Genomic DNA, 21,844 nt, shown 5'->3' on the forward strand with positions numbered 1-21,844 from the left:
GATGACCAGCAAAGACCTTCCGATCCTCGAGACGCGTTCGCTCGGCAAGCGTTTTGCGATCGGCACTCGTTTTTCCGCGGAGGGCAAGCGAACCGTCCATGCCGTCGACAATGTTTCGCTGACGGTGTGGCGCGGCGAGACAGTCGGGTTGGTCGGCGAATCCGGATGTGGCAAGTCCACGCTGGCGCGCTGCCTGGTGAGACTCTACGACATATCGGACGGCAAGCTTTTCTTCGAAGGCGACGACATCACCACAAAGTCGCTGTCCGAACTCAGGCCGCTGCGGCGCCGTCTGCAAATGGTTTTCCAGGACCCGTCGGCCTCGCTCAATCCGCGCCGGCGCGTTGGCGATCTGGTGGCCGAGCCGCTGCGCATCCATGGCAAGCTTTCGTCCCGCGAGATTTCCGCGCGGGTCGCGGAACTGTTCGACCTCGTCGGACTGCTGCCGGATCATGTCATGCGCTTTCCCCACGAATTCTCCGGTGGACAGCGCCAGCGTGTTGGCATTGCGCGCGCCATTGCCCTCAATCCCGATCTGGTCGTGCTGGACGAACCCGTCTCGGCGCTCGACGTGTCGGTGCAGGCGCAGATCGTCAACCTGCTTGCCGACCTCCAGGAGAAGCTGAAGCTCACCTACATCTTCATCGCTCACGACCTGTCAGTGGTGCGTCAGGTCTCGACCCGCATCGCGGTCATGTATCTTGGTTCGATCGTCGAGGAAGGACCGGCGGAAGAATTGTTTGCGACACCATCCCACCCTTACAGCCAGGCGCTGATCTCGGCGGTCCCCGTCGTTGAGACGACGCCGAGCGGGACGAGCAAGCGCGTTATCCTGACTGGCGATGTGCCGAGCCCGCTCAACCCGCCACCCGGATGCCGCTTCCATCCTAGATGTCCGATAGCGGTGGAAAGGTGCCGCACCGAACGACCCGTGCTCGAGGAGCGTAAACCCGGCCGCAAGGTGGCCTGTCACTTCCCGACATTGATCTGAGCGTGACTCGCAAAGCTATCGCGGCGCGTAAAACTGTCCGTTGCTTTCCGGGGGAACGGCTTGAAGGTCAGTTCTTGGCGATGGAGCCGACTTCGACGGCATCGACGCGCTTGAGGCTCATGCCGATCACCGGCACCAGTTGCTGGTCGACGCGCACGGCGATGGTCACCGTCATCGAATTGTCGTCGGGAATGCGGGCCTGCATGACGCCGCGCAGCTGGTTGCGGTTGATGGTGAAGACCACCTTGCGGGGATCGACGACATTGCCGCCGATGATGTCGAGGCCGGTGCCTGCCGCGCCACCCATGAAATTGCCCTTGTAGTCGCGGCCCTTGCGCTCGACCGTGGCCGACATTTTTTGGGTGAAAACACCGACCCGGCAGTCGCCGTCCAGCGTCATGCCGGTCTTGTCGTCAGGCGTCGAGCCGTCGAAGCTGCAGGTGAATTTCGTACCCTTGTACTTGCCGGCAACGATCTCGCCCGGGCCGACCCATTTGCCTTCGACAGTGCGGAAGAACTGCTTGTCGGGTTCGGCGGCAGAGGCTTTCCCGGCCAGGCCCAAAGGTGCTGCGAGCGCGACCATGGGCAGGACGCAGGACAAGATTACGCTTTTCATAGACGACACCCGGCAACAAGGAGGCTGTTGTTGGACGACCATGAACAAGATTGGTTAATGCTTGGTGACCGCGAGTAGGCGTTTCACTTGTCGGCAGCGGGTGTTTCACCTTCTTTTTTGCTCGCGAACGAGGTCAGCGCCGACAGGAAATCGCCCATGCCCGGCCGCCTGGCGGCAATGAAGGGCAGGGGCCGCGCCGTCTCCATCGCAGCAATGCCGATGCGCGCCGTCATCATGCCGTTGACGACGCCTTCGCCGAGTTTCGCCGAAAGCCGCGCGGCAAGGCCATGGCCGACGATCTGCTGGACAAAGCTGTCGCCGACGGCGATCGACCCGGTCACCGCCAGATGGGCGAGAACGCTGCGCGCCAGCCGGAAAAAGCCCAGCGTGCCCGGGCGGCCGCCATAAAGCTCGGACAGGCGGCGAATGAGCCGCCCCGCCTCGAACACGACATAGGCGACGTCGACGAGCGCCCGAGGGCTGACGGCGGTGACCAGCGACACGCGTTTGGCGGCTTCCAGGATCATCACCTTTGCCCTGGCGTCGAGCGGCCCGAGAATCTCGGTTTCGGCCAGCCGCACCAGATTGCCGCCGTCGATGATCTCGCCCCGCAGTTCGGCCAGCGAGCGCCTGCCGGCCGCCGTTTCCGGTTTTGCCGCGACAAAAGCCGAGAGTTCGTCGACGACGGCCCTTGCGGCCTTCGGATCGTCGCGCGCCACGGCATCGAGCGCTCGTTTCTGCAGCTTTTCGACCTCGGCCAGCCGGGCAATGGCCAGGAATTCGCGCACCAGCACCACCACCAGCGCCAGCACGGCGATTGCGGCCATGGCAGCCGCCAGCCAGCCCAGCCACTCTGCGCGCTCGAACAGATCGCGAATGAGCTGGTCGGTCCACAGGCCGACGGCCAGCGAAACCAGCACGCCGACCGCGCCGAAAAACAAGCTGGCAAATAGCGAGCGCTTGCGCGGCGCGGTTGCCGGCGGCGGCTCGGCGGCGACGATGTCGGGTTCGTCGAAGACATCGATCTCGGCCGGCACGACGACGGCGCGCGGCTTGCGCGTTGGCAGCGGCTCGGCATGAGCGCGGCGCGTTTCCTGCTTCGGTTCGGCCTCCGGCTCGATACGAAAAGCTGCCGGTCTGCGGGGCGCGGTCATGCCAGATGGTCTCCGATCAGGAACTGCAAGGCGCGGTCGAGCCGGATATGCGGCAACGACAGCGTGACGCCTTCGGCGGTGCGTTCGAGCTTTGGCGGCCGAAAGCGCACGAAACGGATCGCCGGATCGTCGCTGCTTTGCCGGTGGTCGGCTTCGGAAACATCGAAAACCGCGTCAATCTTCTCCGGCAAGTCCCCGGGAAATATAGCGGTTTCGGTTTTGCCGCCGAAGGTTTCGCCGTTGATCTTCTCGCCCTTCAGCGGCGTGCCGATGATCACCGGCAGCGTTTCGCGGCCCTGCTTGATCGTGCCTTCGCGTGTCGCGCGCACCGCCGCCATGGCGACCACGTCGACATCGGCGCCGGTAAAATTCGCTCGCGCCACGGCGCGGTCGGCAAGCCTGCGCACGATCGCCTGCAGCCGGTCATGGCTTTCGTGATGCAGATGGTCGGCCTTGGTCGCGGCCACCAGAATGCGGTCGATGCGGCGCGAAAACAGGTCGGTGAGGAAATTGCCCCGGCCGGGACGGAAACAGGACAGGATCTCGGTCACCGCGCGTTCGAGATCGGCCATGGCGCCGGGGCCGGCGTTCAGCGCCTGCATGGCGTCGATCAGCACGATCTGGCGGTCGAGGCGGGTGATGTGTTCGCGGAAGAACGGCTTTACCACATGCGTCTTGTAAGCCTCGTAGCGCCGCTCCATCATCGCCTGCAACGAGCCGGAGCGCGGCCGCCGCTCGCCCTTGAGCAGCAAGGGCGCGAAGGTCAATGCCGGCGAACCCTCTAGGTCGCCCGGCATCAGGAAACGGCCGGGCGGCAAGGTCGACAGCGCCCGTTCGTCGAGCTTGCAGGCCTTGAGATAGGCCGCAAAGCTCTCGGCGAGGCGTCGCGCCGTCATCTCGTCTGCGTCGGCATTGGGGTCGATCGTCGCCGCCAGCGCCCGCCAGTCCTGAGAGAGGTCGTGGCGCACCGGCAGCATCGCCATATCGAAGGCTTCGTGCGAGAAATCGGCAAAGGATTTGCCGAGCAGCGGCAGGTCGAGCAGCCATTCGCCGGGGTAGTCGACGATGTCGACCGACAGTCTGCCGCTGGAAAACATGCGGTTCCAGCCGGAGGCAGATTCGTATTCGATGGTGAGCCTGAGTTCGGAAATGGCGCGTGTCGAATCCGGCCAGATGCGGTCGTTGACCAAAGCGGCGATGTGATCCTCGTACTGAAAACGCGGCACAGCGTCATCCGGCTGTTCCTCAAGGAAGGCGCGCGCGATGCGTCCGGACTTCTGCGCCTCGAACAGCGGCAGCCGCCCGCCATGGATCAGATTGTGGACGAGAGCCGAGATGAACACCGTCTTGCCGGCACGGGACAGGCCGGTGACGCCGAGCCGCAGCGATGGCGAAAACAGCCCGCTTGCCCGCCCCGACAGCGTATCCAGGGCAATTCTCGCTTCGTCTGTGAATGTCGTCAGCGATGATGCCAAAATCTGTTCTCTCGGGCCTCGGTCCGCCCCGATATAGGCTTTGCATCCGCAGTTTGAAATGGCGTCCGGCCTTGGCCGGCTCCGCTCAGAGATCGGCGGGCGTCAGGAAGGCTTCGAGATAGCCGGCACCTTGCGCGGCTTGGTTGAGGGTGCTCTCGAAGCGCACGACCGCCAGGCCCGAAGTCGGAAAACCGTGGTTCATGATGGCCCGCGCCGCCTCGTCGCCGTCGCCCGAAACCGCCATGGCAAGGTCTTCCGTCATCGGATTGTGGCCGATGACCAGCAGCGAGCCCGGCCCGCCATTGCCACGGATGATGGCGAGATAGCCGGCGGCATCCTCGCTGTAGAGGGTGTCGAAGAACAGCACCCGGCCGGTATCGGTGTGGCCGGCAATGCCCTCCAGCGTCTGGCGCGCGCGCTTGGCGTTGGAGCAGAGCGTGATATCAGGAATGTAGTTGCGGGCACGCATCGCCGTCCCCATCGTTTCGGCATCGGCAATGCCGGATGCATCGAGCGGGCGGTCGAAGTCGCGTACGCCGGGCAGGGCCCAACCAGCCTTGGCATGCCTCAACAGATACAGTGTGCTCACCGGACCCCCATGGTGTGCTGCCCATCAAATGACACAATCGGATTAGCCACGAGAACGGCCCACCGCACAATGGGCGCAGGCACCCAAGCGCAACGAATCATGTGCGAATTCGCCCGCGCCCTTGCTGTGGAAGGCTTTGCCGGGGGTTGCTGCATACGGCATTAACAATTGCGTGAAACGCGCGCCGATTACGCTTGTGCAGCCTTGTCTGCGCGAATATATAGGCCCCAAATTTGGGGTTGTTGGGTGAGTCGAATGAACGATATCTCTACCGCCGATTACGTACCCTCCGAAGACGAGCCGTTCATGAACGAACGGCAGAAATCATACTTCCGCCTGAAGCTCGTCACTTGGAAGAACGACATACTGCGCGAAGCGCGCGAAACTCTCGAAATCCTGCAGCAGGAAAACGCCAACCACCCCGATCTTGCCGATCGGGCTTCTTCGGAAACCGACCGCGCTATTGAGCTCCGCGCCCGCGACCGCCAGCGCAAGCTCATTTCAAAGATCGATTCGGCGCTGCAGCGCATCGATGAAGGCACTTACGGCTACTGCGAGGAAACCGGCGAACCGATCGCGCTCAAGCGTCTCGACGCACGCCCGATCGCGACCCTGTCGATCGAAGCGCAGGAGCGCCACGAGCGCCGCGAGAAGGTCTATCGCGACGATTGAGCCGCAGCCGCACGGCAGAACTGCATCATTAGATTAGAAATGGCCGGGTTTCCCGGCCATTTCTGTTTTGGACTTGCGGCAATGGGCGGAAGCCCCTTTTCAGCAAAAACGCTCATCCGTGAGTGTCAAATTCGAATCTGTATTGGAGGCTGATCCAGCAAATAGGAGCGAAATCATCTCGCCAGTGCGGGCAGTTCGCCGTTTTCAGTGGAACGGTGAAACGCTCTAGGCCGTCGACGATCTCGATTGCCGCTAGCGCTTCTGGCTGGCCAGCTCGCCGAGCAGCTTGGTCATCTCGTCGTCGAGCGAAGCCGGCGCTTTTGCCGCCGGCTTGCTGGCGTGCGAATCATCGAGCGAGACCTCGAGCTCCCGCATCAGCGTGTCGTCGATGGACTCGCGCTTCGGTGGCGGCGGCGCCTGCCGGGCGGTATTGGCGGCAGCGCCATAGGCCGGCAGCGGTGTCACATTGCTGGCCTGGTAGATCTGAGCTGGTTTCGGCGCCGGCGCGGCCTGGCGTGGCGGAACGGCGGCAGGGGCCGCCCTTACCGGTTGCGGCGGCGGCGCCTGCCTTGCGGGTGCGGCGGGTTGTGCTGCGCGCGGACGCGGCGCCTGTTGCTGTTGGCCACCACCGCCATCGCCGGTCAATGCCGGACGGCGCGGCGCTGCCAGCCTGATGTCGCGCTCGACGACGACGTCGGTAGGGCCGCCGATCAAAATCAGGTGTTCGATATCGTCACGACGGATCAGCACCAGCCGGCGGTGGCTGTCGACCGCGGTGGCGTCCATGACCGCCAGCCGCGTCTTGCGGTTCCTGCCGCCGGCAACGAAGGTGCCGAAAGTCAGGTTGCGGACCAGCCTGATGATGACAAGTACGATGACCAGCAGGACAAGGGCGGCAAACGTCCACAGCAGCGCTGCGGCATAACCAGGACCCGCCACGCTATCCAGCCACTGCATCGGTGCCCCCAAATCGGTTTTGAAGTGGAGGCGACACTAGACCGTTGCGACCGGCCACCGCAAGTTGCCTTCACGCTTCATGAACAGCTTGAAACACCGGCACGTCATTTTTATCCGACATTTGCCGCCAAGGCCTTTTCCGGACTAGGAGAATGTGATTCAACCGGCCGGGGGCGATGTCGGACAAACTCACGAGCAGGGGGCATATGGCCAGGGAAACGCGCGGCGATTTCTATCCGGTACCGATCGTCGACCAGAACACGCGGCCAGGCGCGGTTACCCGGCTCATCGTCTTCATCATTGTCCTGACCGGGGCCGCGGTCGTTTTCGGCCTTTTCCGCGAGCGTCTTGGCGATCCCTTCCTGCTCGGCATGCTGGGCGTGCTTGCCATGATCGGCGTCGGCTTCCTGTTCGCCACGGCCATCGGCTTCGTGCAGATCGCGCCGCGTTCGACCGGCGATGAGCTGTCGAAGGCCTTCGTCGATTCGATGTCGCAGGGCCTGATCGTCACCGATACCAAGGGCCGCGTCGTCTACGCCAATCGGGCCTATGCCGAGATGACCGGTGCCGCGTCGGCCGCCGATCTGAAGACGGTCGAAGGCCTGCTTTCCGATGTTCCCGAAGCCTCGGTGACCATATACCGGCTGGCCTCGGGTCTGCGCGACGGCCAGGCCGGCGACGGCGAATTCCGGCTGGCGCAGTCGATCCGGCCGGGCGCCGAACCCGGCGCACGCTGGTACCGGGCGCGGGCCCGCACCTTCAGTGTTCCCGGCCAGCGTCTGCCCATGCTCGCCTGGCAGCTTGCCGATATCTCGCAGGAACGGGCCGAGCAGGAGCGTTTCTTCCTCGACCTGCAAAAGGCCATCGACCATCTCGACCACGCGCCGGCCGGCTTCTTCTCTGCTGACCAGGAGGGCCGCGTCACCTACATCAACGCCACGCTCGCCGAATGGCTGGGCATCGATCTGGCAAGCTTCACCCCTGGCGCGGTCACGCTGCCGGAAATCGTCGCCGGCGACGGCATGGCGCTGGTGCGCTCGGTCAAGGCCGATCCCGGCACCACCCGCAACGCTGTCATCGATCTCGATCTGACGACGACGACGGGCGAGGCGCTGCCTGTGCGCTTCATGCACCGTGTCTCGGCCAGCCGCGAGGGGACCAACGGTCCGACCCGAACCATCGTGCTCAACCGCACGCAAGGCGAGGACGCGTCCGCCGACCTGCGCGCCTCGGAAGTGCGCTTCACCCGCTTCTTCAACTCGACGCCGATGGCGATTGCCGGCGTCGACGCCAGCGGCCGCATCCTGCGCACCAACGCGCCGTTCCTGTCGCTGTTTGCCTCCGTCGTCGACCGCGATGCCGTCGACCGCCGCGTGCGGCTTGATACGGTCATCCATGAGCGCGACCGCCCGGCCTTTGCCGCCGCCTTCGAAAAGGCGCGGCTCAGGCAGGCCGACATCGATCCGATCGACACGCTGCTGCCCGGCAATGAGGAGCGCCACATACGCTTCTACGTCAACGCGGTTGCCGACGGCACCGGCGGCGAGGGGGCCGAGGAATCGGCCATCGTCTATGCCGTCGACACCACCGAGCAGAAGGCGCTCGAAGGCCAGATGGCGCAGAGCCAGAAGATGCAGGCAGTGGGACAGCTCGCCGGCGGCATCGCCCACGACTTCAACAATGTGCTGACCGCCATCATCATGGCGTCGGACCTTTTGTTGACCAATCACCGGCCGTCGGACCCGTCCTTCCCCGACATCATGAACATCAAGCAGAACGCCAACCGGGCGGCCTCGCTGGTGCGCCAGCTGCTCGCCTTCTCGCGCAAGCAGACGCTGCGGCCGGAGGTGCTGAACCTGACCGACGTGCTTGCCGATCTCAGGATGCTGCTTGCCCGCCTGGTCGGCAACGACATCAAGCTGAAGGTCGACCACGGCCGCGACCTGTGGCCGGTCAAGGTCGATATCGGCCAGTTCGAGCAGGTGGTGGTCAATCTCGCGGTCAATGCGCGCGACGCCATGCCGGCCGGCGGCGATCTCACCGTGCGCACCCGAAATGTCACGGCCGACGAGTGCAAGAGCTTTGCCTACCGCGAACTCACCCCGGCCGACTATGTCTTGGTCGAGGTCGAGGATACCGGCTCAGGCATCGCACCCGACGTGCTGAAGAAGATCTTCGAGCCGTTCTTCACCACCAAGGAGGTCGGCAAGGGCACCGGCCTAGGCCTGTCGATGGTCTATGGTATCATCAAGCAGACCGGCGGTTTCATCTACTGCGATTCCGAAGTCGGCAAGGGTTCGACCTTCCGCATCTTCCTGCCGCGCCATATCGTGGAGGCGAAAAAACCCGGCGACGTCAGCGAGGCGCCGGCAGCACCGGTGAAAGCCGCCGACACCGGCAAGGACCTCTCGGGCTCGGCCACTGTTCTGCTGGTCGAGGATGAGGACGCCGTGCGCATGGGTGGCTCGCGGGCGCTGACCTCGCGCGGCTACACGGTGCACGAGGCGTCCTCGGGCGTTGAGGCGCTGGAAGTCTTCGAGGCGCTCGGCGGCAAGGTCGATATCGTCGTGTCCGACGTGGTGATGCCGGAAATGGACGGCCCGACGCTGCTTGGCGAATTGCGCAAGCGCCAGCCCGACATCAAGTTTGTCTTCGTGTCCGGCTACGCCGAAGATGCCTTCGCCCGGAACCTGCCGCCCGACGCGCAGTTCGGCTTCCTGCCGAAGCCGTTCTCGCTCAAGCAACTGGCCACTGTCGTCAAGGACGTGCTTGAATCCTGATGCATGTTGCTCAAAAGTGGCCCCGGTTTTGAGAAAACGACATGCATAAAACAAAGGCCTAAAGTGCGTCGCTGGCGACGCGCTTTAGGCCACCCTAATTCACCGCTTGCGCAATGACGTGACGCTGCCATGATTACAGGCGAAACGGGCGGCGGGTTTTGGGGAGCATGTCGTGACGCCGCACAACGAGGCAGCCAAGGGTGACTATGCCGCAACGGTGCTGTTGCCGGGCGACCCGCAGCGCGCCGAGTGGATGGCGAAAACCTTTCTGGAGGCGCCGCGCTGCGTCAACCGCCGAAGGGGCGCGCTGGGCTTCACCGGCCTCTACCGCGGTCGTCCCGTCAGCATCCAGGCCACCGGCATCGGTGTCCCGTCCTTCCTAGTCTATGTGCATGAGCTCCTGGATTTCCACGGCGTCAAGACGCTGATCCGCACCGGCACCTGCGGCGGCCTGACCACCGATGTGCCGCTGCGTTCCGTAGTGATCTCGCAATCGGTGCGCGCCGAAAGCGAGCGAAGCGGCCAGGTCTTCGGCCTATACGATGCCGCCGCCGGGCCAGATCCCGGCCTGTTCGCCCACGCGTTGGCCTGCGCCGCCCAACTCGGCATCGACCATCAGGCAGGGCTGACCATCTGCAGCGATGTGTTCTATCACCCGGAAGGGCGCGCTCGATTCGCTGAAGCACAGGCGCTTGGCGCGCTCGCCGTCGACATGGAAACCAGCGCGCTCTACCGCCTCGCGGCGCATTTCGGCGCCCGCGCACTGTCGCTGCTGACCGTCGTCGACAATATCGTGACCGACGAGCTAACTGCCTATTCCGAACGTCAGGCGCTGTTCACCGACATGGTCCGGCTCGGGCTCGACGTCGCGGCCGAGGCATAGGCTTCAGGCGGCTTGGCGCTTCGGCGTCAGCTCATCCACGTCAGGCCGGTGACCGCGCAGATAGAGCGCGCAGGTGGTGCGCAGCATCGAGGCGAAGTTGGGAATGGCGCCGTTGATCTCGATCGCCTCGTCATAGAGTTTTGAGATGAATTTCGGCGTCGTCAGGCCCTGGCTGTCGGCGATCTCGTCGAGCAGCGCCCAGAAGGTCGCTTCAAGCTGGATGCTGGTCGAATGCCCGTCGATGCGGATCGACCGGTTGATCTGTCGGTAGCCTTCCGGATCCTGGCCGGCAAAAACCCTGCACATCCTTACCTCCCGATATTGTTGGTTTTGGGCGCCTCGATCGCGCCTTCACGTTTGTGCTTGTCCCTGCATTTTCGGCCTTATGGGCCGAATCGGCAATCGGACTTTCGTCGTTGAGCCGCAGATTACGCAAATTGTGAATTCAGGCGTGGTAACGGGCTGCCACCACCTTTTATACGCACCGCTCATAATCGTCTCCAACATGCAGCCACGGAGACTGATTTGGCGAAGGCGATCCATTCCATGATCCGGGTTCTCGAGGAGGCCCGGTCCGTCGATTTCTACAGAAACGCTTTCGGGCTCGATGTCGCCGACAGGCTGGATTTCGAGACCTTCACGCTGATTTACCTCGCCAACGCCGAAACCGGGTTCGAACTCGAACTCACCGTGAACAAGGGCCGCACCGAGCCTTATGGGCTTGGCGACGGTTACGGCCACCTGGCGGTCTCGGTCGCCGATCTCGACAGCGAGCACGACCGCATCGGCGCGCTCGGCCTCAACCCGAAGAAGATCGTCGAGTTCAACCGCGATGGGTCGCTGATCGCCCGCTTTTTCTTCATCGAGGACCCCGACGGCTACAAGATCGAGGTTCTGCAGCGTGGAGGGCGCTTCCAATAGGGGATTATCCGGCCGCGTCAGCTGCGCGGCCGCCAGCAACGGCGCTCTTAAAGGGCGCAAATAGCAAGCAGGGAGGAACAAATGGTCACGATCTATGACGCGAAGCCTGGGCTCTCACGTCGTGAGCTTCTCAAACGCGGCGGCATCGGCGCGCTGCTCGTCATCTCCGGCAGTGCGGTCATCAGCCCCGAAAATGCCTGGGGGCTCGAGACATCCGCACTCAAGCCCGAGACCATGGCGACGCTGATCCAGATGGCGCGCGACATCTATCCGCACGATCAGGTCCCCGACAAATACTACGCCATCGCCGTGAAGGGCCATGACGAGCAGGCCGGCAACGACGCCGCCTACAAGACGATGATCGAAGACGGCATTGCCGACCTCGACAAGAAGTCGGGCGAGGGCGGCTATCGCGGTCTCGGCTGGGAGGAGCAGCGCGTCGCCGTGCTGCAGCAGATCGAAGCGACACCGTTCTTCCAGTCCATCCGCGGCGGCCTCGTCGTCAGCCTCTACAACCAGCAGGAGGTGTGGCCGATCTTCGGCTACGAGGGCGAATCCTTTTCCAAAGGCGGCTACATCGCGCGCGGTTTCGATGACATCGAGTGGCTCTGAGCCCTCCGTCGTTCTGAAACCCGCAACAGGAATTCATGGGAGGAAACCATGGCAGCTTCATTTGATCTCAACAACGACGGCGTGGTCGTCATCATCGGCTCCGGCGCTGGCGGCGGCACGCTTGGCAACGAACTCGCCCAGAAAGGCGTCGATGTCGTCATCCTGGAGGCGGGCGCCCGCCACGAATATGAGGATTTCATCAACGACGAGTGGGCCTCCTTCAGCCAGCTCGCCTGGACCGACAAGCGCACGACATCCGGGGACTGGCGGGTGTCGAAGGATTTTCCCAATTTGCCAGCCTGGATCGTCAAATCGGTCGGCGGCTCGACCACTCACTGGGCCGGCGCTTCGCTACGCTTTCAGGAGCATGAGTTCAAGGCACTCACGAACTACGGCAAAGTGGAGGGCGCGACCCTTCTGGACTGGCCGGTCACGCTGGCCGAGATGGAGCCCTACTACGCCAAGGCCGAAGCCAAGATGGGCGTCACCGGCACCAATGACTGGCCGCGGCTGCCGGGCAACAACAACTTCAAGGTGCTCAAGGCCGGCGCCGACAAGCTCGGCTACAAGGAATGCCATACCGGCAACATGGCCATCAATTCGGTCCAGCGCGACGACCGCAACTCCTGCCAGCAGACCGGCTTCTGCTTCCAGGGCTGCAAATGGGGCGCCAAATGGTCGACGCTCTATACGGAAATTCCAAAGGGCGAAGCCACCGGCCATCTCGAAGTCCGGCCGAACGCCATGGCGATCAAGATCAACCACGACGCCTCGGGCAAGGTGACCGGCGTCGTCTATGCCGACAAGGACGGCAAGCTGCAGGAGCAGAAGGCCCGCATCGTCGCCGTCGCCGGCAATTCGATCGAGAGCCCGCGCCTGCTGCTGAACTCCGAGTCGGCGAAGTTCCCGCACGGTCTCGCCAATTCGTCAGGGCAGGTCGGCAAGAACTACATGCGTCACACCACCGGCTCGGTCTACGCCATCTTCGACAAACCGGTGCATATGTATCGCGGCACCACCATGGCCGGCATCATCCGCGACGAGGCGCGCCATGACCCATCACGCGGCTTTGTCGGCGGCTATGAGTTCGAGACGCTGTCGCTCGGCCTGCCCTTCATGGCCGCCTTCCTCAATCCCGGCGGCTGGGGCCGTTCCTTCACCACCGCGCTCGACCACTATGACCACATGGCCGGCCTGTGGATCGTTGGTGAGGACATGCCGCGCGCGGAAAACCGCATCACGCTGCACAAGGATGAGAAGGATGCGCACGGCATGCCGATCGCCGACGTGCATTTCGACGATCACCCCAACGACACGGCGATGCGCAACCATGCCTACAAGCAGGCGACAGCGCTCTATGATGCAGTCGGTGCCACGCGCTCGTTCCCGACACCGCCCTATCCCTCGACCCACAATCTCGGCACCAACCGGATGAGCGAGAAGGCGGAAGACGGTGTCGTCAACAAGCATGGCCAGGCGCACGACATCAAGAACCTGTTCGTGTCGGACGGCAGCCAGTTCACGACCGGTGCGGCGGAAAACCCGACGCTGACCATCGTGTCGCTGGCCATCCGCCAGGCCGAATACATCGCCTCGCAAATGTCGGCCAAGACGATCTGAGCCCTATGCATCGCCCCGGTACCGGGGCGATGTCAGACCAAACCGTCCTCCCGGACCTCAAGGCGGAACGCGCAAGCGTTCCGCCTTTTTCTCAGGATCAAGCGCCGACCGGTTGTCCGTCCTTGCGGCGGATGGCGACGACAGACGGCCGCGGCAACTGGCCATCCTTAAAGTCGGGCCACAGCGTCTGCACCTTGTCGAGCGTCTCGGCGTCCTCGGCGGGGTGCTGCACCGATAGGAACAGCGTGGTGCCGTCCGGCGTGAAGCACGGGCCGGTTGCTTCCGCGCCATGCGGGCAGGTGAACAGCAGTTTCGGCAGGCCGCGCGCAGCACCCTCCGTATCGACGCCGTAGACGCCGTCCGGCAGGTCGAAATCGTTGGCGCCGTCGGTCGCGACCCACAACCGGCCGGCCGGATCGAAGGTGATGTTATCGGGGCAGACGAACCAGCCATTGTCCGACGTGTCCGGATGGAAGGTGGCGCCGACCTTGGCATCCTTGGGATTGCCACAGAGCACGAACAGGTCCCAGGCATACTTTTCCGCCGTATGATCGGCATCCGCGCCGAGGCCCCCAGGCGGGATCAGCTCGACAATGTGGCCCCAGAGGTTTTCCGGCCTTGTATTGGCCGGATTGACCTTGGACTGGTCGCGCTTCTTGTTCTTGGTCATCACCGCATAGACGCGGCCGGTCACCGGATTGGTCTCGATGTCCTCGGGCCGGTCCATCGGCGTAGCGCCCAGCGCATCGGCCGCAAAACGCGTCTTCAACAGCACTTCGGCCTGGTCGGCAAAACCGTTCTCGGCAGTGAGCTTCCCCTGGCCATGCACCAACGGCAGCCATGTCATCGAGCCGTCGGCATCGAAGCGGGCGACCGACAGCACGCCCTCGTCGAGCAAATCGGCGCCTGAGGCCGGGTTGGCCTTGTCGTAGGCTTTTGCCGAGACGAAGCGGTACATGTATTCGAAATAGTCGTCGTCACCCATATAGACGACGACGCGGCCGTCCTTGTTGAGGACCACGGTCGACGCCTCATGCGACATGCGTCCGAGTGCGGTGCGCTTTACCGGCTTGGACTGCGGGTCGTAAGGGTCGATCTCGACCACCCAGTCGAAGCGATTGGCCTCGTTGGGTTCCTTGTCGAGATTGAAGCGGTCATGGAAGCGGCCGCGGCCATAGATGTCGGAGCCGTCAAAGCCGTAACGGGCGAGCAGGTCGGCGGTCGGTGCCTTCTTCGGGTCGCCGCCGAAAATGTCGGACACGCCTTCCTCGCAGGTCAGCACCGTGCCCCACGGGGTAAAACCGCCGCTGCAATTGTAGCTGGTGCCGAGCACTTTCGTGCCGGTGGCGTCGGCCGAGGTCTTCATCAGCGCATGGCCGGCGACGGGGCCGGAAACGGTCATTTCGGTGTTGGCGGTGATGCGGCGGTTGAGCGGGCTGTCGGCGACGGTTTCCCACTTGCCGTCCTTCAGCTGCACTTCGACGATCGAATGGCCCATCGCGGCCATGCCGAGATCGACCTGTCCCTTGGTCATCGTCTTGCCGGCGTCGTCCTCGGTCGTGCCCGGAAACATCACATTGGGCGAGATGTATTCGTTGTTGACGCAGAGCAGGCCATGGTCGGAATTGACCGTGCCCTTGGGCAGCGGCATGAAGGCGATATAGTCGCAATTGTAACCAAAACGCTTTTCCTGCTCGTCCGCGGCGACCTTGTTGCCGTCGAATTCGGCGAGGCCGGCTGCAAGCGGATCGCCCCAGCGCGCCACGATGGTCGTCTCATAGCCTTCGGCGGCGGCATGGGTCTTGTCGTAGACGCGCTTCAGTTCGGGAAAGCCGAGCGTCGACTGCGCTGCCGCGGCATGCGTTTCGCCGGCAAACAAGGAGCCGACGAAGCTGCCGCCGGCAAGCAGCGCGCCGGAGGCAAGGCTGCCTTTCAAGAGAGACCGGCGCGAGACGCGCTCGGCGATGATGTCGCGGATGACGGGCGAGGATGAAGACGGTGCGTTGGCCATGGTGTCTGCCTCTCAGGGTGGATGTTACGGCGCACCGCTGCCCTAGTCTGCTTCGGCAACATCCGCATGACACGAGGGAGAACAGTTTTGAGACCGCAGAAATGGCGACCTACGGCGGGCAGCCTCTTTCAACTGCAATCACCGCGGCGCGGCCGCCAAAGGTACGATGTTCTGGTTGAGGCGGAACCGATTGGTTGGATCAAGACGGGATTTCAAGCGCCTCAGTCGATCATATTTGACGGCCCCATAAGCGCCCGACGCGATGGCGGTATCGGCCTGTTCGTTGATATAGTTGGCCTGTATCGACGGATCGGCCATTTGCTCGGCGGCAGCCCTTCCCCATGCAATACAGCGCTCATCGTCTGCCGGATTGTCCCATACGGGCTCCGCAATCCAATAATACCCAGCCTGCCTACCGGAGTACGCCGTGGCGTCTTCCGGCACATCCGAAACAGCGCCTCCAAGTTGCGTCACATAGAGTTCAGAATCCGGTGTCGGCGCGGTGGTGATCTGCTGGACCATGGCGTCCACCGCCTCTCCGCTAATATCCCGCCAAAATCCACCCTTTGCGTAATACCGGCGCGACCAGGCGAAATGAACATCGTTGCGGCTTTGCAGCTCAATGAACGGCATGGCGCCCATCGTTCCTTCTCCCGCGCCTGCAAGCTCGCCGAAAGGTGAGAGCATCCGCTCCGCATGCCTGCTGTCGCCGATCCAGACGGCCGTCACGCCCAGACTCAGTGAGGCCAGTGTGAAGGCAACAGAGAACTCTCGCGGGCGTTGTTGAGCCAATTCGCCCAGGACGGCAATCGCTCGCCGCGCGCTGGCGACTGGGTAGCTCCACTGGCCAACCGACACCAGGCCAAGCTGATGCAGTTTGAACTTGAAGCGAGTAACGACACCGAAATTCCCGCCACCACCTCGGATGCCCCAGAAAAGTTCAGGATCCGAGTCCGCATCTATCCAGGTGACACTGCCGATGGCGGTCACTATCTCGGCCCCAATCAGGCTGTCGATTGTCAGTCCGTAGGCGCGGCTGATACGACCCATGCCGCCCCCAAGGGTGAGGCCTGCGACCCCGGTGTGAGAAATGACGCCCGCCGGAACCACATACCCCTTTGAAACTGTCGCTCCATCGAGATCTCGCAGCATGGCTCCGCCGCCGGCCTCGACTGTTCCGGCGCCTGTGTTCAGGCGGGTGGAATTGAGTTGCGACAGATCGAGCAGAAGCCCAGCGTCACAAGTCGATAGACCCGGGAAACTGTGTCCGCCTGCCCGGACCGCAAGGACCGCATCGCAACTGGCCGCGATGTCGATCGCCTTTCGAACGTCATCGACATTTTCTGCGTATAGTACAGCCGCCGGCTTCCGATCGACGACACCGTTCCACACCCTTCGGGCACGATCATAGTCCCGATCGCCAGGCATGATCAGGTGCCCGCGACATTTGGCCAAGGCGAGCTTTTTTCGCAGCACGTCGGACATTCGAGCCCCCACTCCAAGCGACCCGCAAACGGTATCACGCGTTTGCCGGACGAGGAATGGTCAGTGCAAGCGACGTCATCAGTACTGCTTCCGAGGGCGGCCGATCAGCTTACTGGGCCTTGGTGCAGGTCGAGGCGGTGAAGGCGCCGTCGGGCTGCTTCAGGATGATGTCGAACGACGGGGTGGTCTCGCCGTCCAGCGTCGCTTGCGTCATCGAGACAGAATTGCCGCCGCTGGTGTAGCCGCCCAGCGGGCCCAGCCAGGTGATCTCGCCATTGGCGTTCATCTGATAGTTGTAGCCTTGCAGCGCGGTGCCGAACGTCACCGGTCCGCTATAGACATTGCCCTTGATGGTGATGTCGCCAAGATTGAGGAAGGCGCCGAGCAGATAGACTTCGCAGTGATAGGTGCCGTCCGGCAGCTTGCCGTCGCTGAAATCGGCGCGCGCGGCGCCGCTCGTTGCCATCAGCAGCAGGATGCCGGAAATGCAGGAGATGCGGGATGTCATCGGGTCACTCGTTTGCGGAATGAGCTTGCCCCATTTTTGCGCCGTGCCGCAATATTGTTCATCCGCATGCCGCTGCTGGAGTTCAAAATCTAGGCACTTGTCATACTTGGGCGAAAATTAGGCAAATGCCTTGTGCGCTGCGCAAATTTCCCTCAATCAATCTTTAATCGGCTGCCTTTGTTTTCTTTAGGCTAATATAGTAACAGGCTGATAACGTTAGCTTATTCAATCCTTCGGAGCGGTGCCTTTGCATTTGGCACGGCTGTTGCATTGCAGTGTTGCGGTGCAATCAACCAGCTCGGGGAGTCTTCGGTATGAGGGGTAATTTCTCTACAATAACAAAAATGTTTTCGGCCGGCGTGGTCGCTGCCGGCCTGTCGATGTCGTCTCCGGCCAAGGCCGCCGAAGACACGATCAAGGTCGGCATTCTGCATTCGTTGTCGGGGACCATGGCGATTTCGGAGACGACGTTGAAAGACGCCATGCTGATGCTCATCGAAGAGCAAAACGCCAAGGGCGGATTGCTCGGCAAGAAGCTGGAAGCGGTCGTTGTCGATCCGGCGTCCAACTGGCCGCTCTTTGCCGAAAAGGCGCGCGAGCTGATCTCCAAGGACAAGGTTGCGGCCGTGTTCGGCTGCTGGACATCGGTGTCGCGCAAATCGGTGCTGCCGGTGTTCTCGGAGCTCGACAACATCCTGTTCTATCCCGTCCAGTATGAGGGCGAGGAAAGCGAGCGCAACGTGTTCTACACCGGCGCCGCTCCCAACCAGCAGGCTATTCCGGCCGTCGATTATCTTATGAGCGAGGATGGCGGCTCGGTGAAGCGCTGGGTGCTGGAAGGCACCGACTATGTCTATCCCCGAACCACCAACAAGATCCTCGAAGCATATCTGAAGGCCAAGGGCGTCGCCGCTGAAGACATCATGGTCAACTACACGCCGTTCGGCTTCTCCGACTGGCAGACCGAAGTCTCGGCGATCAAGAAGTTCGGCTCGGCCGGCAAGAAGACCGCCGTCGTCTCGACCGTCAATGGCGATGCCAACGTCCCGTTCTACAAGGAGCTCGGCAACCAAGGCATCAAGGCCGAGGACATTCCGGTCATGGCCTTCTCGGTCGGCGAGGAGGAACTCGCCGGTCTCGACACCGCACCGCTGGTCGGCCATCTTGCCGCCTGGAACTACTTTGAGAGCGTCGATACGCCCGAGAACAAGAAGTTCATCGCCGACTGGCACAAGTTCATCAAGAACGACAAGCGCACCACCAACGACCCGATGGAAGCCCACTATATCGGCTTCAACATGTGGGTGAAGGCGGTCGAGAAGGCCGGCACCACCGATCCGGACAAGGTTATCGACGCCATGGTCGGCGTGTCCGTGCCGAACCTCACCGGCGGCTATTCGACGATGATGCCGAACCACCACATCACCAAGCCGGTGCTGATCGGCGAGATCCAGGCCGACGGCCAGTTCGAGACTGTGTCGCAGACGCCCGGCCTGGTGATGGGCGACGAATGGTCCGACTATCTGCCCGACTCCAAGGACCTGATCTCCGATTGGCGCGCGCCTCTGTCCTGCGGCAACTTCAACGTTGCCACCGGCAGGTGCGGCGGCAAGGGCACCAACTGATCCCTCCCGGGACTGGCCGGTTTCTCGGCCAGAGACCGCAAGGCGTCCGGGCGCTTCAGCCCGCCCGGACGCCATCCACCTCCCGGAAAGTATCTGAACGGATGATCCTGTTGCGCGCTTTCGGCCTCATGCTGGTGTTCCTTATGGCAAGTCTGTTGCCGTCGAACGCGGCCGAATCCGATCTGCGCGCCATCATCACCAAATTTGCCGCGGGCACCGGGTTTGCCGCGACAGAAGCAGTGGTGCGCGAGCTTGCCGCCACCGGCGATCCGCTGGTCGAACGGCCGCTAGCCGCACTTGCCGAGGGTAATCTTTACATCCGCAAGGCCGATTCAGGCGTCTTCGTCGGCAATGAGGCCGGCGACAGCGTCACGCTGCTCGACCCGCTGAGCGGCGAAAAGACCGGCGAGGCCGCCAAGGCCGACATCACCAAGATCAAGGTCAACAACACGCTGCGCCGCGTTATCCGCGATGCGTTGGGCACGCTGACGTTGCGTGCCAAGGATCCTTCTGTCCGCATTGCCGCCGCCGATACCATGTTCAAGACGCCCGATGCCGCCAACATCGAGCCGCTCGACGCCGCAATCGCCGCCGAGACCGACGCCAAGGTGAAGGCGCTCTTCGAACAGGCGCGCGCGGCATCGGTTCTGGTCTCCGACAAGCCCGAGGCCGACAAGCTCGCGGCCATAGCGCTCATCGGCGCGCGCGGCGATCGCGACGCGCTGTCGCTGCTCACGTCGGTCGAGGCCAATGCGCAAGGCGCGGTCAAGGACGAGGCGACCGCGGCAATCGCCAGCATCAATTCGAGCCTGGCTCTGTGGGATGCCGGCCAGAACATCTGGTACGGCATATCGCTCGGCTCGGTGCTGCTGCTCGCGGCCATCGGCCTTGCCATCACCTTCGGCGTCATGGGCGTCATCAACATGGCGCATGGCGAGATGGTCATGCTCGGCGCCTACACCACCTTCGTCGTCCAGCAGGTGATCCGCACCTCATTCCCCGGTCTGTTCGACTGGTCGCTGGTGATCGCGCTGCCGCTCGCCTTCCTGGTTGCCGCTTCCGTCGGCCTGATCATCGAGCGCGGCGTCATCCGCTTTCTCTACGGCCGGCCGCTGGAAACGCTGCTCGCGACCTGGGGCGTCTCGCTGGTCCTGCAGCAGGCGGTGCGCTCGATCTTCGGGCCGACCAACCAGGAGGTCGGCAACCCCTCCTGGATGTCGGGCTCGTTCGATGTCGGCCAACTCGCCATCACCTGGAACCGCTTGTGGATTCTGGTCTTCGCGCTCACCGTCTTCGGGGTGTTGCTCTATGTCATGAAGCGCACGCCCTGGGGCCTGCAGATGCGCGCCGTCACCGCCAACCGCCGCATGGCCGCCTCCATGGGCATCCGCACGCCCTGGGTCGACGCGCTGACCTTTGCGCTGGGCTCCGGCATTGCAGGCATTGCGGGCGTCGCGCTCAGCCAGATCGACAATGTCTCGCCCAATCTCGGCCGCGGCTACATCATCGACAGTTTCATGGTCGTCGTCTTCGGCGGCGTCGGCAATCTCTGGGGCACGCTGGTCGGCGCCTTCTCGCTCGGCATCGTCAACAAGGTGCTTGAGCCGTATGCCGGCGCGGTGCTCGGCAAGATCGTCGTTCTCGTCCTGATCATCCTGTTCATCCAAAAACGCCCGCGCGGGCTGTTCGCGCTCAAGGGCAGGGCGGTGGAAGCATGATCACGGGACGCTTCTTCGCCGCCGGTGCGGACCGCCGCATCGCCGTCACCATTTTCATCCTGTTGGCCGCCGCCATCCTCGTGCCGCTGCTCAACCTCGCTGTGTCGCCGACCAGCGCGTTCTATATTCCGCCTTACATCGTCGCGCTCACCGGCAAATATCTCTGCTACGCGCTGCTCGCCTTGGCGCTCGATCTGGTCTGGGGCTATTGCGGCATCCTCTCGCTCGGCCACGGCGCTTTCTTCGCGCTCGGCGGCTATGCGATGGGCATGTATCTTATGCGCCAGATCGGCTCGCGCGGCGTCTACGGCAACCCGATCCTGCCGGATTTCATGGTGTTCCTGAACTACAAGGAATTGCCATGGTTCTGGACCGGCTTCGACCATTTCTGGTTCGCCGCACTCATGGTGCTCGCGGTGCCCGGCCTGCTCGCCTTCGTCTTCGGCTGGTTCGCTTTCCGCAGCCGCGTCACCGGCGTCTATCTCTCCATCATCACCCAGGCCATGACCTATGCGCTGCTGCTCGCCTTCTTCCGCAACGATATGGGTTTCGGTGGCAACAACGGCCTGACCGATTTCAAGGACATTTTGGGCTTCAACGTTCAGGCCGACGCGACGCGCTCGGCCTTGTTTGCCGCCAGCGCGGTGACGCTCGCGCTCGCCGTCTTCGTCACGTGGGCGATCGTCGGCTCCAAATACGGCAAGCTGCTGATGGCGGTGCGCGACGCCGAGAGCCGCACACGCTTCCTTGGCTGGCGAGCGGAGAACGTGAAGCTGTTCGCCTTCACCGTCTCGGCTGTCATGGCCGGCATTGCCGGCGCGCTCTACGTGCCGCAGGTCGGCATCATCAATCCCGGCGAGTTCGAGCCGTCCAACTCGATCGAAGTCGTGATCTGGGCGGCTGTCGGCGGCCGCGGCACCATCGTTGGCCCGATCGTCGGCGCGCTTCTCGTCAACGCCGGCAAATCCTGGTTCACCGGCGTGCTGCCGGAATTCTGGCTGTTTGCGCTGGGCGGCCTGTTTGTCGCCGTCACTTTGTTCCTGCCCAAGGGCATCATCGGCATGTGGGATTCCTGGCGCGGCAACGCCAAGGCGATGCGCGCTGCCGCGATCGTCGAGGAAGCCGGCAGCGATGCCGATGCTCCGCCGCCAAAGATCGTCCGCAGCGCCGCGACAACGCCCGGTGCCTGGCCCGCGTCCGGCCCCGAACCGCAGCCGGCGGAGTAGA

19 protein-coding genes are annotated in these 21,844 nt (G+C 63.2%); 10 read left to right on the plus strand and 9 right to left on the minus strand.

The window, feature by feature from the left end; translation table 11 throughout:
- The first annotated feature begins 1 nt into the window (after position 1).
- Positions 2–991: an ABC transporter ATP-binding protein gene (locus AC1DYC_RS05200; protein WP_477404507.1), complete on the plus strand. Its 990-nt coding sequence runs from the start codon at positions 2–4 to the stop codon at positions 989–991.
- Between the two features lie 67 nt (positions 992–1,058).
- On the opposite strand, the gene AC1DYC_RS05205 is transcribed toward AC1DYC_RS05200, so the two are convergent.
- From AC1DYC_RS05205 to AC1DYC_RS05220, 4 genes are all read right to left on the minus strand, one after another.
- Positions 1,059–1,607: a hypothetical protein gene (locus tag AC1DYC_RS05205; protein ID WP_477304080.1), complete on the minus strand. Its 549-nt coding sequence runs from the start codon at positions 1,605–1,607 to the stop codon at positions 1,059–1,061.
- Between the two features lie 83 nt (positions 1,608–1,690).
- Positions 1,691–2,761 carry a YcjF family protein gene (locus AC1DYC_RS05210; RefSeq protein ID WP_477404509.1) on the minus strand — a complete coding sequence of 357 codons (1,071 nt, stop codon included), beginning with the start codon at positions 2,759–2,761 and terminating at the stop codon, positions 1,691–1,693.
- The gene (locus AC1DYC_RS05215) at positions 2,758–4,236 is read right to left on the minus strand and encodes a YcjX family GTP-binding protein (RefSeq protein ID WP_477404511.1); all 1,479 of its coding nucleotides are present in this window, start codon (positions 4,234–4,236) and stop codon (positions 2,758–2,760) included. The genes AC1DYC_RS05210 and AC1DYC_RS05215 overlap by 4 nt, the downstream gene beginning before the upstream one ends.
- A gap of 85 nt (positions 4,237–4,321) precedes the next feature.
- Positions 4,322–4,825: a SixA phosphatase family protein gene (locus AC1DYC_RS05220; RefSeq protein ID WP_477404513.1), complete on the minus strand. Its 504-nt coding sequence runs from the start codon at positions 4,823–4,825 to the stop codon at positions 4,322–4,324.
- Between the two features lie 255 nt (positions 4,826–5,080).
- Between AC1DYC_RS05220 and dksA the strand changes: the two genes are divergently transcribed.
- Positions 5,081–5,497: an RNA polymerase-binding protein DksA gene (gene dksA / locus AC1DYC_RS05225; RefSeq protein ID WP_112395407.1), complete on the plus strand. Its 417-nt coding sequence runs from the start codon at positions 5,081–5,083 to the stop codon at positions 5,495–5,497.
- Positions 5,498–5,749: 252 nt separating this feature from the next.
- On the opposite strand, the gene AC1DYC_RS05230 is transcribed toward dksA, so the two are convergent.
- Positions 5,750–6,454, minus strand: coding sequence for a hypothetical protein (locus tag AC1DYC_RS05230; RefSeq protein WP_477304089.1), 705 nt, complete (start codon positions 6,452–6,454; stop codon positions 5,750–5,752).
- Positions 6,455–6,660: 206 nt separating this feature from the next.
- On the opposite strand from AC1DYC_RS05230, the gene cckA reads away from it, so the two are divergent.
- Together cckA and AC1DYC_RS05240 are read left to right on the plus strand one after the other, a co-directional pair.
- The gene (cckA, locus tag AC1DYC_RS05235) at positions 6,661–9,234 is read left to right on the plus strand and encodes a cell cycle histidine kinase CckA (protein ID WP_477404515.1); all 2,574 of its coding nucleotides are present in this window, start codon (positions 6,661–6,663) and stop codon (positions 9,232–9,234) included.
- A 172-nt stretch (positions 9,235–9,406) separates the two neighbouring features.
- On the plus strand, positions 9,407–10,117 hold the full coding sequence (locus AC1DYC_RS05240) for a purine-nucleoside phosphorylase (RefSeq protein WP_477401255.1): 711 nt from the start codon (positions 9,407–9,409) through the stop codon (positions 10,115–10,117).
- 3 nt (positions 10,118–10,120) lie between these two features.
- Here the strand turns inward: AC1DYC_RS05240 and AC1DYC_RS05245 are convergent, their stop codons facing one another.
- Positions 10,121–10,423: a ribbon-helix-helix domain-containing protein gene (locus AC1DYC_RS05245; protein WP_477404517.1), complete on the minus strand. Its 303-nt coding sequence runs from the start codon at positions 10,421–10,423 to the stop codon at positions 10,121–10,123.
- Between the two features lie 219 nt (positions 10,424–10,642).
- On the opposite strand from AC1DYC_RS05245, the gene AC1DYC_RS05250 reads away from it, so the two are divergent.
- From AC1DYC_RS05250 to AC1DYC_RS05260, 3 genes are all read left to right on the plus strand, one after another.
- Positions 10,643–11,038 carry a VOC family protein gene (locus AC1DYC_RS05250; protein ID WP_477404519.1) on the plus strand — a complete coding sequence of 132 codons (396 nt, stop codon included), beginning with the start codon at positions 10,643–10,645 and terminating at the stop codon, positions 11,036–11,038.
- An 81-nt stretch (positions 11,039–11,119) separates the two neighbouring features.
- A complete protein-coding gene (locus tag AC1DYC_RS05255; protein WP_477404521.1) occupies positions 11,120–11,650 on the plus strand; it encodes a gluconate 2-dehydrogenase subunit 3 family protein in 531 nt (176 codons plus the stop codon).
- Positions 11,651–11,698: 48 nt separating this feature from the next.
- Positions 11,699–13,270: a GMC family oxidoreductase gene (locus AC1DYC_RS05260; RefSeq protein ID WP_477404523.1), complete on the plus strand. Its 1,572-nt coding sequence runs from the start codon at positions 11,699–11,701 to the stop codon at positions 13,268–13,270.
- A gap of 97 nt (positions 13,271–13,367) precedes the next feature.
- Here AC1DYC_RS05260 and AC1DYC_RS05265 read toward each other — a convergent pair whose 3' ends face one another.
- From AC1DYC_RS05265 to AC1DYC_RS05275, 3 genes are all read right to left on the minus strand, one after another.
- Positions 13,368–15,281, minus strand: coding sequence for a PhoX family protein (locus AC1DYC_RS05265; RefSeq protein WP_477404525.1), 1,914 nt, complete (start codon positions 15,279–15,281; stop codon positions 13,368–13,370).
- 138 nt (positions 15,282–15,419) lie between these two features.
- The gene (locus tag AC1DYC_RS05270) at positions 15,420–16,766 is read right to left on the minus strand and encodes an FAD-binding oxidoreductase (protein WP_477404527.1); all 1,347 of its coding nucleotides are present in this window, start codon (positions 16,764–16,766) and stop codon (positions 15,420–15,422) included.
- Positions 16,767–16,875: 109 nt separating this feature from the next.
- Positions 16,876–17,274 (minus strand): hypothetical protein, encoded by a 399-nt coding sequence (locus AC1DYC_RS05275; RefSeq protein ID WP_477404529.1) that lies wholly within the window; start codon positions 17,272–17,274, stop codon positions 16,876–16,878.
- A 314-nt stretch (positions 17,275–17,588) separates the two neighbouring features.
- Between AC1DYC_RS05275 and urtA the strand changes: the two genes are divergently transcribed.
- The 3 genes from urtA to urtC all read left to right on the plus strand — a co-directional run bounded on the left by urtA (position 17,589) and on the right by urtC (position 21,843).
- Positions 17,589–18,899, plus strand: coding sequence for an urea ABC transporter substrate-binding protein (gene urtA / locus AC1DYC_RS05280; RefSeq protein ID WP_477304105.1), 1,311 nt, complete (start codon positions 17,589–17,591; stop codon positions 18,897–18,899).
- A gap of 101 nt (positions 18,900–19,000) precedes the next feature.
- Positions 19,001–20,617, plus strand: a complete 1,617-nt coding sequence (urtB, locus tag AC1DYC_RS05285; protein ID WP_477404530.1) for an urea ABC transporter permease subunit UrtB — start codon at positions 19,001–19,003, stop codon at positions 20,615–20,617.
- Positions 20,614–21,843 (plus strand): urea ABC transporter permease subunit UrtC, encoded by a 1,230-nt coding sequence (gene urtC, locus AC1DYC_RS05290; RefSeq protein WP_477404532.1) that lies wholly within the window; start codon positions 20,614–20,616, stop codon positions 21,841–21,843. Before urtB ends, urtC begins: the two co-directional genes overlap by 4 nt.
- The last annotated feature ends 1 nt before the right edge of the window (position 21,844 follow it).

Source organism: Mesorhizobium sp. P2_E7 (assembly GCF_056403855.1).

What these genes read in the sequence shown, in the direction of transcription:
- AC1DYC_RS05200 (WP_477404507.1), top strand. Translation starts at nt 2, where the DNA reads ATGACCAGCAAAGACCTTCCGATCCTCGAGACGCGTTCGCTCGGCAAG.
- AC1DYC_RS05265 (WP_477404525.1), bottom strand. Translation starts at nt 15,281, where the DNA reads ATGGCCAACGCACCGTCTTCATCCTCGCCCGTCATCCGCGACATCATC.
- AC1DYC_RS05275 (WP_477404529.1), bottom strand. Translation starts at nt 17,274, where the DNA reads ATGACATCCCGCATCTCCTGCATTTCCGGCATCCTGCTGCTGATGGCA.
- dksA (WP_112395407.1), top strand. Translation starts at nt 5,081, where the DNA reads ATGAACGATATCTCTACCGCCGATTACGTACCCTCCGAAGACGAGCCG.
- AC1DYC_RS05230 (WP_477304089.1), bottom strand. Translation starts at nt 6,454, where the DNA reads ATGCAGTGGCTGGATAGCGTGGCGGGTCCTGGTTATGCCGCAGCGCTG.
- AC1DYC_RS05260 (WP_477404523.1), top strand. Translation starts at nt 11,699, where the DNA reads ATGGCAGCTTCATTTGATCTCAACAACGACGGCGTGGTCGTCATCATC.
- AC1DYC_RS05205 (WP_477304080.1), bottom strand. Translation starts at nt 1,607, where the DNA reads ATGAAAAGCGTAATCTTGTCCTGCGTCCTGCCCATGGTCGCGCTCGCA.
- urtB (WP_477404530.1), top strand. Translation starts at nt 19,001, where the DNA reads ATGATCCTGTTGCGCGCTTTCGGCCTCATGCTGGTGTTCCTTATGGCA.
- AC1DYC_RS05210 (WP_477404509.1), bottom strand. Translation starts at nt 2,761, where the DNA reads ATGACCGCGCCCCGCAGACCGGCAGCTTTTCGTATCGAGCCGGAGGCC.
- AC1DYC_RS05245 (WP_477404517.1), bottom strand. Translation starts at nt 10,423, where the DNA reads ATGTGCAGGGTTTTTGCCGGCCAGGATCCGGAAGGCTACCGACAGATC.
- urtC (WP_477404532.1), top strand. Translation starts at nt 20,614, where the DNA reads ATGATCACGGGACGCTTCTTCGCCGCCGGTGCGGACCGCCGCATCGCC.
- AC1DYC_RS05270 (WP_477404527.1), bottom strand. Translation starts at nt 16,766, where the DNA reads ATGTCCGACGTGCTGCGAAAAAAGCTCGCCTTGGCCAAATGTCGCGGG.
- AC1DYC_RS05255 (WP_477404521.1), top strand. Translation starts at nt 11,120, where the DNA reads ATGGTCACGATCTATGACGCGAAGCCTGGGCTCTCACGTCGTGAGCTT.
- cckA (WP_477404515.1), top strand. Translation starts at nt 6,661, where the DNA reads ATGGCCAGGGAAACGCGCGGCGATTTCTATCCGGTACCGATCGTCGAC.
- urtA (WP_477304105.1), top strand. Translation starts at nt 17,589, where the DNA reads ATGAGGGGTAATTTCTCTACAATAACAAAAATGTTTTCGGCCGGCGTG.